At 54.3% G+C, this 13914-nt stretch carries 11 protein-coding genes; 5 read left to right on the top strand and 6 right to left on the bottom strand.

Annotated features, from left to right (window positions below; genetic code table 11):
• Nucleotides 1-214: 214 nt before the first annotated feature.
• Nucleotides 215-1699 (bottom strand): L,D-transpeptidase family protein, encoded by a 1485-nt coding sequence (locus tag SV7mr_RS06260; RefSeq protein ID WP_145270219.1) that lies wholly within the window; start codon nt 1697-1699, stop codon nt 215-217.
• Nucleotides 1700-2138: 439 nt separating this feature from the next.
• Between SV7mr_RS06260 and SV7mr_RS06255 the strand changes: the two genes are divergently transcribed.
• Complete coding sequence (locus SV7mr_RS06255) at nt 2139-3224, top strand: ribonuclease H family protein (RefSeq protein ID WP_145270216.1); 1086 nt, start codon at nt 2139-2141, stop codon at nt 3222-3224.
• Nucleotides 3225-3241: 17 nt separating this feature from the next.
• On the opposite strand, the gene SV7mr_RS06250 is transcribed toward SV7mr_RS06255, so the two are convergent.
• Nucleotides 3242-3796 carry a DUF4416 family protein gene (locus SV7mr_RS06250; protein WP_145270214.1) on the bottom strand — a complete coding sequence of 185 codons (555 nt, stop codon included), beginning with the start codon at nt 3794-3796 and terminating at the stop codon, nt 3242-3244.
• 105 nt (nt 3797-3901) lie between these two features.
• Between SV7mr_RS06250 and SV7mr_RS06245 the strand changes: the two genes are divergently transcribed.
• Entirely contained in the window at nt 3902-5014 is a 1113-nt protein-coding gene (locus SV7mr_RS06245; RefSeq protein ID WP_145270212.1) for a pyridoxal phosphate-dependent aminotransferase, read from the top strand.
• A gap of 35 nt (nt 5015-5049) precedes the next feature.
• Here SV7mr_RS06245 and SV7mr_RS06240 read toward each other — a convergent pair whose 3' ends face one another.
• A complete protein-coding gene (locus SV7mr_RS06240; RefSeq protein ID WP_145270210.1) occupies nt 5050-5580 on the bottom strand; it encodes a hypothetical protein in 531 nt (176 codons plus the stop codon).
• A 254-nt stretch (nt 5581-5834) separates the two neighbouring features.
• Between SV7mr_RS06240 and SV7mr_RS06235 the strand changes: the two genes are divergently transcribed.
• A complete protein-coding gene (locus SV7mr_RS06235) occupies nt 5835-6482 on the top strand; it encodes an amino acid kinase family protein (protein ID WP_145270208.1) in 648 nt (215 codons plus the stop codon).
• Here SV7mr_RS06235 and SV7mr_RS06230 read toward each other — a convergent pair.
• The 3 genes from SV7mr_RS06230 to SV7mr_RS06220 are packed head-to-tail and all read right to left on the bottom strand — an operon-like array spanning nt 6436 to nt 9365.
• Nucleotides 6436-7674 carry an MlaD family protein gene (locus SV7mr_RS06230; protein WP_419188165.1) on the bottom strand — a complete coding sequence of 413 codons (1239 nt, stop codon included), beginning with the start codon at nt 7672-7674 and terminating at the stop codon, nt 6436-6438. The genes SV7mr_RS06235 and SV7mr_RS06230 overlap by 47 nt on opposite strands.
• 17 nt (nt 7675-7691) lie before the next feature.
• On the bottom strand, nt 7692-8555 hold the full coding sequence (locus SV7mr_RS06225; RefSeq protein ID WP_145270203.1) for an ABC transporter ATP-binding protein: 864 nt from the start codon (nt 8553-8555) through the stop codon (nt 7692-7694).
• A gap of 21 nt (nt 8556-8576) precedes the next feature.
• Complete coding sequence (locus SV7mr_RS06220) at nt 8577-9365, bottom strand: MlaE family ABC transporter permease (protein WP_419188453.1); 789 nt, start codon at nt 9363-9365, stop codon at nt 8577-8579.
• Nucleotides 9366-9732: 367 nt separating this feature from the next.
• Here SV7mr_RS06220 and ileS point away from each other — a divergent pair, with 367 nt between their 5' ends.
• Both ileS and purN read left to right on the top strand, forming a co-directional pair.
• Nucleotides 9733-13236: an isoleucine--tRNA ligase gene (gene ileS, locus SV7mr_RS06215; protein WP_145270201.1), complete on the top strand. Its 3504-nt coding sequence runs from the start codon at nt 9733-9735 to the stop codon at nt 13234-13236.
• Nucleotides 13233-13832 (top strand): phosphoribosylglycinamide formyltransferase, encoded by a 600-nt coding sequence (gene purN, locus SV7mr_RS06210; protein ID WP_145270198.1) that lies wholly within the window; start codon nt 13233-13235, stop codon nt 13830-13832. The genes ileS and purN overlap by 4 nt, the downstream gene beginning before the upstream one ends.
• Nucleotides 13833-13914: the final 82 nt, after the last annotated feature.

Genomic DNA, 13914 nt, shown 5'->3' with positions numbered 1-13914 from the left:
ACAGCCATTTTTGGATAGCAGTTCGCGGGCGAAACGGACGGAGCAGAAGGAATTCATCAATGCGCTAACCCTAAGCGTCCAGCCAGCGATTGACAAGGCTTCGTCCGCCGAAGCTCAGCTGGCGAATCAATCCGAAACCGCTGATTCGCGGTCTGGGGATCGATGGGGTTTGTCGCCATCGCACTGGCGACCTGACCACGCCGCTGGCAACCGATCAGCGAATGATCACGACCGATGAACCTTGGCCAAGAATTCCATGCACGTCATCGGCATAGTCGCCGGCAACACTAATGCAGCCTTTGTCGGTCGGTTGAACCGCATTGGGGCTGCCATGAATACAGATTCGACCGCCCAAATCCAGCCACATCTTGCCATAGGGATTACTGGGGTCGTTCGCTGGCACTGCCGTTCCCTGTGCGGTGTAGTAAACGCGATCACTGCGTTTATCCAGCACGGTGAACGTGCCAGGAGCAGGCTGCGGATCGTTGCCAACCTCGATGGGAAATCGACCGGCGTAAAGGTCATCCAGAAAGAGTGTCAGCTGCTTGGTGGTCAGATTGACCTCCGCCCGAAACGGGCCTTGAATGACTTTCAGCTCTGTTCCTGGAAGAACAGTGACAGGATCTTCAACGCCGTTGATATTTGCCAACAATTGCCAAGGCACTTGATATTCGCGAGCAATGTCCATCATGGTTTCACCACCGCGAACCCGATGAGGTTGAGCCAACAAGTGTCGCTTGGAATAAATCACGTCACGCGCCAAAGGGTCCAGGCGACTCAACATTTGAGCACGCAACTCAGGATCCAAATTGGGTTTGCTGTAGAACATGCTTAACAGGGCCAAGGCCTCTTTCAGCTGACCTTTCTGATAATACCTGTCACAGGTTTCCATGGCGCGAATGAGGCTGCGTTGCTTGATTTCGTCAGCATTCGGTGCAGCCTGATTGCCTGGCTGGCGATCGACCGGAGATCCAGCCCCCAGTTCTGCCGAAGCCAATGCCCCGGACGGACGGCCGTTGCTTTGAGCGGTGCTTGGATTGCCTTGTAAGGTTGCTGCATTGGCAGTACCGCGTGGGCCCAGTTGGTTGGCGTCTGCCTTGGGATCTGGCACTACAAAGGTCTTGCCTGTGCTGGTGTAGCCTGTGACTGTGCTGGGATCTGCGTCTGTGCCCAATTGACCGCTCGCGCCACCGGCGGGTGGTAAAACAGGGGCGGCTCTGCCTGCAGAGGGCTGAGTTGCATTCAGCTGGGGCTGTAACTGTCCCAGGTCCATCGAGGGTGTGTTGGTCGAGCGAAATCCGCCTGGGACCGCAGGTGCTGAGGCGGCTGCCGTCGTCGCTGGTAACGTCGCACGAGGTACGCCCTGCAACGGTTCTGCCTGTGGAGTCGTCTCCGTCGCGACGGCGTTCATGGAGGGAACGCCGGTACCATACCCGGTTGCCACGGCAGATGCCGGCGGCTCAGGAGCCACGGCATCGCGAGCAGTCTGAACGTCCGGACCGCCGAAGCCTTGGTCCAAACCGAATTCTTCAGCCAAGTCCGATGAAGGTGAAAAATCACTGCTAAGTGATTCATCAATGTCCAAAAACTGCTGAACTTCCGGCGAGATGGGTTCTGGTGGAGTCGTCAACGATACGTACCCACCGTACAAAACGGTCAGCATCAGAACGACTACAGCAGCGGTTTTTATGGTTTGCACGACTGTCCTCCGTGACGCATTCGTGCCACTTTTTCGAGATTGAATCAACTGCAGAAACAGATAGCGAAATTCCTGAGCGGCTGACCAGAGCAATTCAAGGCTGTTTTTCTGCGGAGTTGCGTTTAAGCCCAAAAACGGCCCGCCACTGAGCTGATCGTGGCTTGTCGGACGGGCGGGTGTCGACGCGAACTCAAACCGGTACCATCTACCGCACGGTCACTCAGTGCCAGCCGCGCGGTGTGAAACGTGAATCCGCTCCGACTCGAGATCAAGCTGAAGCTCAAACTCAGCGGCGAATTCCAACGCCGGACGCGTTGAACCGATTCAGAACAACACCCCGAAAGTGCTTTCGCCAACAGAATTCGCAAGACGCCCGCTGTCTTCGCCACTCACTCCACCGCTTTGATTTCATGGCGGACCACTTAACCATGACAGCCTGATGATATTGATCGCGACTGATGAAGCTGGTTACGGCCCCAAACTAGGGCCACTGGTCGTTACCGCGACGATGTGGAACATCGACCGTGAAACTGGCCACGATGACTTGGGCCGACAATTTTCGGCTCTCAGCAGCCCCGTCAGTTGTCAGGGACCAAACGGCAAGCCCACCAAGATCAAGATTGATGACTCCAAGGCTGTCTTCAAGCCCACCAGTGCTCGGCCGGCGTCCCAGTCAATCGCGCAAGCAAACTCTGATAACCCGACGCAAGACGCCGCCATTCCACAGGGGCTCTTTAAACTGCTAGCGGTCACACAAACAGCAGGCGACTGGATCAATCAACAGTCGAATCCTCCGGTTGATGATTCGCTGAATCCGTTCAGCATGAACTGCTCGCCTGCCGACCTTGACGCGTTGGCCAGCACACCGTGGCTGAGCACGTTAAACAACGAAGCAACGATCCCTTGTGTCAGCCCATTGGCTCGAGAAACCTTGCTGCAAGCCTGGGGCACCGGAGACGTCAAGTTGCTGGCTGTCAAGTCGCGCGTCATCACTGCTCAGTCATTCAATGAACTGTGCGACAGCGGTATGAACAAAGCTGACCTGCTAGCCTCCTCAACCCTGGCCCTCGTTCGGCAAATGCTAGAGGACAGTCATTCCCAGTCAACGCTCGCTGTCAGTGACTGTATCTCGGTCTACTGCGATCGCTTTGGAGGGCGACGCTATTACGCCGGCCCATTGCAGATGGCGTTTGATGGTCAATTGGTTCAAGTGATCGACGAAACCAGCGGGGAAAGTCATTATCGCGTCCCCTTTCAGAAGACTCCCTTCGAGATTCGTTTCACCGTCAAGGGCGACCGTTTCACGCCCGTTGCATTTTCATCCATGATTGCCAAATGCATGCGTGAACTGGCGATGGAATCAATGAACGAGTACTTCGCAACCGAGTACAGCAAGCTTCATCCCGGCAAGCCACTCAAACCCACCGCAGGTTACCCTGTGGACGCCGATCGGTTCTTGAAAGCGATCCAGCCAGTGATCGAACGCGACAATCTCAGTGCATTCGAACTGATTCGACAGCGATAACGGTGACGCAACCTGCTTTACTTGTGTCGAAATCCGGTTGTTTTTTTCAAACAGTCTCGCAAATGGTTGCGACACTGGGTGGCAAAATCAGAGACCTTCTCGGATCGATAATCTGGATAGGTCCAGCGATGATCAATCCATTTTTTGGCGCGGTACGTCAACGTGACTTCGGCGAAAATCGCATCACGCAGATAAATCCGATGATCGCGATCCTTGGTCGTCGCCAAGACCAACTTGGCTTGAGTGATGTAACCAGGGTCTAAGTTCAATGGACGTGCTTCGCCATACTGAGAATTCAGAAATTCATTTTCCAGATCGTTGGTAAACAGTTTCCAGTCGGCCATTCCCGCACTATCAATGGGCTGTTCAAAGGCAATCAGTTCCTTCAGCAGTGTCTCGCCCATTGTCTGCGTGTAATAGCCTCCAGCGACAAATGGCTGGGGCTCACTGCGCAGCACAATTTTGCCCCAGGCCGTTTGCAAACGTTCGATCGCCCTCTGGCGTAATTCTGAATGGCGTGAAATCACCGCACAAAAGCGGATCACCGGTTCGACGTAATACACCTCTCCCACAATTCATCTCTCGTCTAGAATACGGCGACCAACATCCGATCGGGATGGGCGCCCACCCCTGATCTAAGCAACATTATTGACCTTTCTCTTACTGATGACCAACCCATGCACCCTTGGATAGCCCAGCGGACGACAACATTTGATGCCAGCGGGATTCGCAAAGTCTTCGATTTGGCGGCCAACCTCAAGGACCCGATCAATTTGTCGATCGGACAACCTGATTTCGATGTCCCAGAATCCGTGCAACAGGCGGCCGTCGAAGCGATTGAAAGTGGCAAAAATGCATACTCGCCCACTCAAGGGATCGCTCCGCTGCGGGAAGCAATCAAAGCAGATCTTGATCAGCGCTATGCCCATCCTGACCGAGAGGTGTTCATCAGCAGCGGGACCAGCGGCGGCTTGATGCTTTCGATGATGTCGATGATCAATCCTGGTGACGAAGTGATTTACCTGGATCCCTTCTTTGTCATGTACCCGGCGCTGCTAAAGATGGCCGGCGGAGTCGCAGTGCCAATTGATTCTTATCCGGACTTTCAAGTTGACCCCGATAAGATCGCTGCCGCCATCACTCCCAAGACCAAAATGATTTTGCTGAACACACCGGCGAATCCAACCGGCGTGACAGCGACCGTGGAGCAAATTGAAGCGGTGGCCAAACTGGCCGCCAAACACAACATCGCCTTAGTCTCTGATGAGATCTACAGCCACTTCCATTACGACACACCGTTCGTTTCAGCTGCACAGTTCAATCCGGATGCGATCGTGATTGATGGATTCAGCAAAAGCCACGCGATGACTGGCTGGCGCGTCGGCTATGTGCACGGACCGCAAGAAGTGATCGCAACGATGCTGAAGATCCAGCAGTACTCGTTTGTTTGCTCTCCACAACCGGCTCAGTGGGGCGCCTTGAAAGCATTGGAAGTCGATTTGAGCAGTCACATCGATGACTATCGTCAGAAACGAGATCTCATTTGTGATCTACTTGCCGACCGATTCGAATTCACTCGGCCTGGCGGGGCTTTTTACCTGTTTGCCAAAGCGCCCGGAAACGACGGAGGAGAAGCCTTTGTCAAGCGAGCCATCGAGCAGGGCGTGCTGATCATTCCTGGCAAAATCTTCAGCGACAAAGACACTCACTTTCGCATCAGCTTTGCTGCTGCCGATGAGACACTTCGCCAAGGAGCAGAAGTGCTCAATCGTCTAGCTGACGAAGGCTGATTGATCGAGAAACCTTTGTTATCAAAGAGAGACGCTTAGAAGAACGGCACAAAAACGTCATGTGCCCTCGCCGGAATGACGGGAACAGGTCTCGGCATCACGGGCGCCATCGGCGCCCAAACTGGCGCGGCGACCGGTGCTGGCGTGATGCCGGGTGCTGGCACGGACGTGATGTCCGATGGATACACTGAGGAGATCGACGAACCTACCGGCAGCGAGTAACTCGTTTGCTGGACTGACCTGAATGCCGCAGTTGGGGGAACGGCCGGTGTTAGCACCATTTGATTGGTGGGATAAACCAAAGGCAGCTGTGCGCGTCGCATTCGCCGCAAATCACGCAGATTGCTTGCACGCCTCTCAGGAAAGACGGGGACCATGACCGGGGCGACCACTGGATTGGCGACCATTGGAGCATAGGGTGCGGGTGTGACGACTTGCGCGCTGGCTTGATAGCCAACACAGGCGATTGCAACCATGACAACGTTTCGCAACCCTGGTGCGACGGCAAGTGAGTCCCGAACAAGTGACGCAACGTGGACCATCGTTTGCTTTGCCTTAACTCTCATGACCTGCGATTCCTAATAACGCACCTGTGAACACCCAATCGCTGCTTTCCGTTAACATACGAGCACTCGTTAACAGGAAAGACAACCGATCTGGCAGAAGATTAACTGGAGCAATGATCGCAGAAGCGTTGATCACGACCAGTAGTAAAGCGACATCATTGCGACTGAAATCAGTAAAACCGTGATGCCGAAATCACAAGATGCGTCAACCTTGACGATTGCATGAATTGTGCGTGCCGACCGAGCCCAACAAGATGTCAAAACACCCTATCAAACGACGGATCTTGAAGATTGGTGGCAGCTTGTTGCAGACTGACCATCTGGCAGAAAAGCTCTTGGCTTGGCTCGCCAAACAACCGCCCGCTCAGACACTGGCGATCGTTGGTGGAGGCAAACTGATCGACGCCGTGCGTGAACTGGATGCCCAACACTCGCTCACCGCAAAGCATGTGCATTGGCAATGTGTTGACCTGTTGCGAGTGACCTTTCAATGGTTGGCCTCTCAACTCACAACGTGGGAAATCATTTCCAATCGCCAGCAGTTCGCAGAGCAACTCAAAACACGTCGCCCGGTGACGACCGCATCCATGCTGATTGCGGTGGACAGTTTTTACTTCCCAGGACTGGCCTGCCCCTTGCCGGAATCGTGGGAGACGACAACCGATGCGATCGCAGGCTGGTTGGCCATCGAAACCCATGCTGACGAACTGGTGTTGCTAAAATCTTGCAACAGCGAGATCACCAACGTGGCTGAACTTTCCCGGCAAGGGATTGTCGATCCAGCGCTGCCACTGCTGAGCGATCGACTGCCAACGACACGCTTGGTGAATTTCAATCAGATTGCAGCCCCCACCGCTACTTCAAACCCAGACCTGTCCCTCTTCGATCCAGAGCACCCTTAACCCCCAGTTGTCTGGGATCGCGCGCGATCTTATCTGAAAAGACTCGGGCATCATCGATGATGGGAATCAACTTGGCGGAAACGATTTCAGCGTTTTCAATCGTCCGCTTCAGATGCCAGTAAACTTCATCATCCTCCAAGAGCCGACGCAGAGTCCCTTCGTTGTTGTTGGCAGCAGTCAAGAACACTTCAACTTGTTGCAAGCTGCCGTTAAGACTCTTGATCGTGGAAAACAGATCGGCGGCCAGTTCGTCGCTGTTTGCAGCCAGCGGGTCGGTGATTTTTTCTAGGTTGCTAAATGTCTTCTGCGCTGACATGGCCGTTCCCTTCGCAGAGACAATTGCCTCGCGAAGATCCTTCAGCGCGGCGTCAGCATTCTCCACCGTCCCTTCCGCGGTGCGCCCAATCTTTTCGAAGGCGTCAAAGGTGTCACGGGAACTGCGCAGCGTGGATTGCAACTCCTTCATGACCGTTGGCAATTCAGAAACCGAGTCCCCCAGCGCTGCGCGGAACTCTGGATCTCCGAACAAGCCGCGCAGATCGGTCATTAACCCTTGGAACTCCACGATCGCCTCTCGAGCTTCGGTGGAGAACGCGTCCAAGTTTTGATCCGTGTTGCCAACGACTTTCTTGGCATCATCGACCAACGCGTTGACATTCTGCGAGACCGACTGCAAGGACTCACTGGCTCCACGAACAGACTGCAAGGTCTCCGCGAGCTCGTCCTCCATTCCCATCAACAGATCGAAGGGTCCGCCACTGGACCGCACGGAACTTAAGTAGTCCTGATCCTGATAGCTCTGTGTCAGGGTTGTCGCATCAAGCCCCACCAATTCCTCTGGCTTGGCTTTGACAAATTCCAGATTGGCATCACCGGTGATCAAGCTGCTTGAACCGATGCGAGGAAGATACTGCCGGGTTAGCGTTTCTTGATACGCCGCCTCGATGCCGATGGTTAGCAAGACGTCATCTTGACGCAGCTCACGCCCCGAGACGCGTCCGATCTGGACACCTCGCATGACGACCGGCGAATTCACCTTGATCCCATCAGCGCTGGGAAAGGACACCATCAACATGTACTCGCGGTTGAGAATGTTTGGGATGGCGCCAAACAGGAAAGTGAGAATCACACCGGTGGCGATGGAAGCGATAACCAACACGCCCACGGCGAACTTCAAACGATTTTCATCCATGACTTTCTCTGGCATCATTAGCCCGCCAGTTCCTGTAGTCGAGTCCCAGCTTCTCCACGCACAAATTGGCTCACGCGAGAATCGGGGTCGGTCTCCATGTCTGCCGGTGGGCCATCAAACAACAACTGTGGCTCACCCTTCTTTAAACGGGTCCGCGGATACAACATCAACACTCGATTCGCGACTCGACGCGTCGTCCGCATGTCGTGCGTGACAATCACGCTGGTGACGGGATAGCGATTCCGCACGCCGATCATCAGTTCGTTGATCACATCACTCATGATGGGATCGAGTCCCGTGGTTGGCTCGTCGTAAACCACCACCTCAGGTTCCAAAATGATGGCGCGTGCAATGCCGACGCGTTTGCGCATTCCGCCACTTAATTCGCCGGGCCGTTTGCTGGCAACACTGGCCGGCAAGCCAACTTGATGGAGATGCTCCATGACTCGCGAACTGACTTCGTCCTCTGCGTAGCGATGACTTTGTCGCATGGGAAACGCGACGTTATCGAAAATGGTCATGCTGTCAAACAGCGCGGCATTTTGAAAGACAAACCCGAACCGTAACCGCAGATCCGCACACTGCTTTGGAGGCAACGCAGATAGGTCCTTGCCATCGAAGGTGACTCGTCCGGAGGTGGGATGAATCAACCCCAGCAACGTCTTCATTAAGACCGTTTTGCCGCAACCGCTCTCTCCGATGACAGCGATGGTTTCGCCGCGATCAATCGTCAGCGAAATATCCTTCAAGACGGGCTGTTCGTTAAACGCGATGGTCAGGCGATCAAACTCAATCAATCCGCGCTGCTTGCCTGCAGTTGGCTGTGCCGTCGACGAGTCGTTGCTCTGACTGACGGGCTCATGATCTGGTGCTTCTGTCACTTTTGAGTTACCTCACTACACCTAGGGACTAAAGGAATAGTAATAGTAGTAACCGCGGTTAAGAACGATGTTCAAAACCAAGTCGACCGCCAAAATCAAAACAAAGGAATACACAAACGCACTAGTTGCAGCTCGTCCGACGCCTTCGGCACCGGGGCGACAATGAAATCCTTGGTAACAACTGACAACGGAAATGATCGCGCCAAAGAAAACACTTTTTAAGACTCCGCTAAACAAATCAAACCCGACAACGGCTTGACGTGAATGCTCCAAATACGCGGCGTGATCGATTTCCAAAATGTAAACGGAATAAAAGTACCCTCCAACGATACCCATGAAATCGGCCATCGTGGTGAGGGCTGGAATCAGCAACACGCAGGCCAGGAATCGCGGGACCACAAGATAGTGCATGGGATCGGCACCCATGGTCGTCAGCGCATCAATCTGCTCTGTGACTCGCATGGTTCCCAGGACAGCTGCCATTGCGCCACCAACGCGTCCGGATAACATCGTGGCGGCCAGGACGGGACCGAGTTCACAAACCAACGAGGCGTTGATCACTTTGCCCAATTGATTTTCCATCCCAATCGCTTGGAACTGATGGTGGCTTTGAACCGCCAACACCATGCCGATGAACGTTCCTGTCAAGGCGACGACCGGCAGACTCAGCACTCCTACGCTGTACAGATTGACAAGCAGCGTGCCACGTTGGGGCACACGCGTGAACAACCAAGTCAACATGTTCCAGGCAAACAGCCCAATGTCACCGACCGTGCGAATGCCCTCGACAACTGCCTCTCCCCACTGCATGACCCAGTCATGCAGCGACGCATGGATCCCGGCCGCCGCGTGCGGATGCGAATCAGCATCGGGCGGCAAATCTTGCGATGGGTTAACAGTGGAGGACATCATAGATCCGAGACGGAGTGGTCAAATAGCGCAAAGCGACCTATCGGATGGTATCGGACGCAGGAATTTTGAGGATTAGGAAAAGCGTCGGGTCAGCGTCGGAAAGGTCCCTAGGAGGTCAAAAACAGCCTCATGGCGACCTTCGCTGGGCGAACCCCCAGATCACTTATCGCATCCCCCACTTCAAGGCCTACGAAGATTGGCCTCGGCCCACTACAATTCGGGCCCGTTGACGCGTTTTTTTGCCTGTTTCCCCGATTGAGCCATCATGCCCGATCAAGCTGCCCCCTTCAAAGCTGCCCCCAACAGTCCCAAGTTTTCGGATCTGGAAGAGCAGATCCTACAGTTTTGGCAGCAGAACAAGATTTACCAGCAATCCCTTGAGCGCCGCCAAAACGCTCCCTCATTCGTCTTCTACGAAGGCCCGCCGACGGCCAATGGCATGCCGCACCCCGGCCACTGTCTGACTCGGACGATCAAGGATGTTTTCCCGCGTTACAAAACCATGCGCGGATTTCGTTGTGAACGGAAAGCGGGTTGGGACACTCACGGTTTACCCGTCGAGGTCGAAGTCGGCAAAGAACTGGGCATTCACAGCAAGGAAGAGATCGAAGCGTACGGGATCGAACCGTTCATCCAGAAATGCCAACAGTCTGTCTGGCGTTACATGCAGGAGTGGCAACGTCTGACCGAGCGGCTTGGTTTCTGGGTCGACCTCGACGAAGCATACGTGACCTATCACCAGAGCTATGTCGAAAGTGTTTGGTGGAGCCTGAAGAACCTCTTTGATCGTGGCTTGTTGTATCAAGGTCACAAGATTGTCTGGTGGTGGGCGCAGGGTGGTACGGCGCTGTCTTCCGGAGAAGTGGGACAGGGGTATCGAGAAGTCGCTGACCCCAGCGTCTATGTTCGCTTTCCTTTGCTTGACCAACCGGATCGCAGCCTGCTCGTTTGGACCACGACGCCCTGGACGCTGCCGAGCAATATGTATGCCGCTGTCCACCCCGAGCTGGAGTATTCACTGGTCAAACAAGCTGACAGCGATCAACTGCTGTATATCGCGAGCAGCCTGGTGGAGACCATCGCCGCGAGGAGCAAGACGGAATTGGAAACGGTTGAAACCTGCAAAGGCAGTGATCTGCTGGGTCTTCGATACATGCCGCCATTCGATGGTTATTACAAAACGCTCGGCGATGCAACAGGTGCGCTGATCACCCCCATCGGCGACCGTCGCGAAGAGTATTTCTATTGGCGTGTCGTCGAAGCAGACTTCGTCACCACCGATAGCGGAACGGGCATTGTCCACCAAGCCGCCGCCTTTGGCGAGGTTGACTATGACGTTTACGATCGAGAACAACGGCGCTTCGTTGAAGGCGAACGGCCGGAGTTACTGTGTGCCATTGGTCCCGATGGTAAGTTTGTTGAAGCCGTTTCCGACGACCTGCTTGGGACTTGGGTCAAGGATGCTGACAAGGCTTTGTCACGAGAGCTGAAAGAACGCGGCTTGATGTTCTTGCAGGAACAATACCTGCACGATTATCCATTCTGCTGGCGTGCAGACCAGGATCCACTGATCCAATATCCACGCCGCAGTTGGTTCATTCGGACCACGCGTTTCCGTGACTTGATGTTGAAGAACAACTCGCAAATCGGCTGGCAACCAGAACACATTCGTGATGGTCGCTTTGGAAACTTCTTGGAATCCAACGTCGACTGGGCGTTGTCGCGAGAGCGTTTTTGGGGCACGCCGCTGCCGATCTGGGTTTGTGAAGAAACCGGGCGGATGGATGCGATCGGCAGCTATGACGAACTCTTAGCCAAGCCTGGAGTGCAGGGAACCGAGGTCTGGCAAACTGCCAAAGCCGCCAACCCTGAATTGGTTGATGACCTGCGCGTCCACAAACCATACATCGATGCGATCACCTACGACTCGCCGTTTGCCGAAGGGAAACGCATGCAGCGAGTCAGCGAAGTGATCGACTGCTGGTACGACAGCGGTGCGATGCCCTTTGCGCAGTGGGGCTACCCTCACCAGGGTAAAGCTCAGTTTGAAGATCAGTTCCCGGCCGACTTCATCAGTGAAGCGATCGACCAAACGCGAGGCTGGTTCTACAGTCAGCTAGCAATCGCAACGATGTTATTTGGGGAAGGCGCCTCGATCAGCGAGGAGGGCAGCGAAACCAATGCTGCCGACGGGACCGAATATCCGGTCCCGTTCCGCAACTGTATCGTGCTGGGCTTGATGCTTTCCCAGTGGTGGGAACGTACTGAATCGGATCATCAGAAAACGATTGTGCTTGATGAAGCAGAGGCCAAAGAAGCAGCCAAATCGGGAGGCAAGTTCAGCAAACAAGTGGGCAAGATGTCCAAGTCCCTTCGGAACTACCGGAGCCCCGAAGAGATTTTCCAGCGTTACGGTGCAGACGCACTGCGCTGGTACCTTCTGGCAAATCAAGCGCCCTGGAACTCAACCATCTATGCCGAACAGACCATCAAGGACTCCATCCCCGAGTTCCTGCTGCGACTTTGGAACACGTACAGTTTCTTTACAATCTATGCTGAAATCGACGGTTTCGATCCGCGTACAGCTGGCGATGCTGACGAGCAGCTCTCTCCGAAGTCGTTGGCTTCCTCGCCAAGCTATCGCGCCGCCGAACAGCGAAATGAGATTGATCGCTGGATTCTTTCGGAATTGCATCACACCATCGCTACGGTGACAGAGCGGATGGACGCGTTGGATAACTACAATGCTTGCCAGGCGATCACAACGCTTCTGGACGGGTTAAGCAATTGGTTTGTCCGTCGGAGCCGCGATCGCTTCTGGGCCAACGACAAGCAATCGCAAGACAAGCTTGATGCGTACTGGACGCTTTACGAGACCTTGTTGGAGCTCACCAAACTAGCCGCTCCGTTCACACCGTTTTTAGCCGACACGATCTGGCAAGGCTTGACGGAACCATTTGGCAAGAAGACCTTGTCCAGTGTTCATCTCTGTGACTTTCCTGCCAGCGATCCTAGTCGAATCGACAACGGACTTTCCGATTCAATGCGTCTCCTGCGTGAGATTGCCTCGCTAGGACGTGCCGCACGCGCGGCGGAGAAACTGAAGGTGCGTTTGCCACTCTTAGAAGTCACGGTGATCTTGACCGACGATACGAATCTCGCTTGGCTTCAAAGTCATGATGCATTGATTCGTGAAGAGCTCAACGTCAAAGCGGTGCATTACACAACTGATGGAAATCAGTACGTTCAGTACACGGTTGTTCCGAATTTCAAGCGGCTTGGGCCCAAGGTTGGAAAGCAGGTTCCGCAGGTCAAGCAGGCGTTGGCAAGTGCAGATGGCAACCAGTTACTGGTTCAGTTGCAAGACAACGGGCATGTCGTTTTAGAGCTAGGAGAAGGCTCTGTTCAGCTAGACAGCGATGACATTGAAGTTCGCCTGAAAGCCAAAGACGGCTGGGCTGCAGCTCAAGGGCAAGGCTGTGTAGTAGTGCTGAACACCGAGGTTACCGACGAACTTCAACGCGAAGGGATCAGTAAAGACGTTATTCGCATCGTACAGAACCAGCGTAAGGCGATCGACTGCGGCTACACCGATCGAATTGCGATCTGCGTTAGCCCCACCGGCGAGGAAGTCGAGCAAGCGATTGAGGAACATCGTCAAACGATCTGCGAAGAGACGCTTGCCGATACGTTGGAATTCAAGACGGACGAAGGGGACGGAGCGAACAGCGAACACGGTATGGTGTGGGTCAGTAAGGTCAGCTCATGAGCAACGCAAAGCATGAATCCGAGCCGCTGCCAATTGCAGTGTTCCTAAGCGGCAGCGGGCGAACACTTGAAAACCTGTTGCGATATCGTGATCAACAGGGGCTGGCAATCGATGTACGGCTTGTGATCAGCAGTCGCTCCGACGTGCGCGGCCTGCAGATCGCTAATGATGCCGACATCCCTACAAAAATCGTTCGCAAGTCCGACTTCAATGATGCGACCTATACAGACGCAATGTTCAATCCAGTGCGTGAGTGTGGGGCCAAGTACGTGGTGATGGCGGGTTTTTTAAAGCATGTCCTGATTCCGGACGACTACACAAAACGTGTCATCAATATCCACCCGTCATTGCTTCCTGCATTTGGAGGCAAAGGCATGTACGGTTTGCGAGTCCATGCAGCGGCGATTGAACGTGGCTGCACGATCAGTGGCTGCACCGTTCACTTTGTAGATAATCACTACGACAATGGCCCCATTATCCTGCAGCGTTCATGTCAGATTTCACCGGAAGATCGCCCAGAAACGCTAGCCGCTCGCGTTTTTGAACAAGAGTGCATTGCTTTGCCGGAGGCCATTGAGAAACTTATTTCTGGATAAAAAGTCGACAAAACGGATGATTCTGGCGCAGATTCCCCTTCAACTGCTTGACGCCACGGCGTTAGGTTGACTTAATCAATCG

The sequence above is a fragment of the Stieleria bergensis genome (genome assembly GCA_007745635.1).
GTDB classification, from domain to species: Bacteria; Planctomycetota; Planctomycetia; order Pirellulales; family Pirellulaceae; genus Stieleria; species Stieleria bergensis.
The sequence above is the reverse complement of the archived record's forward strand: the minus strand, read 5'-3'. Positions and strand labels throughout refer to the sequence as shown.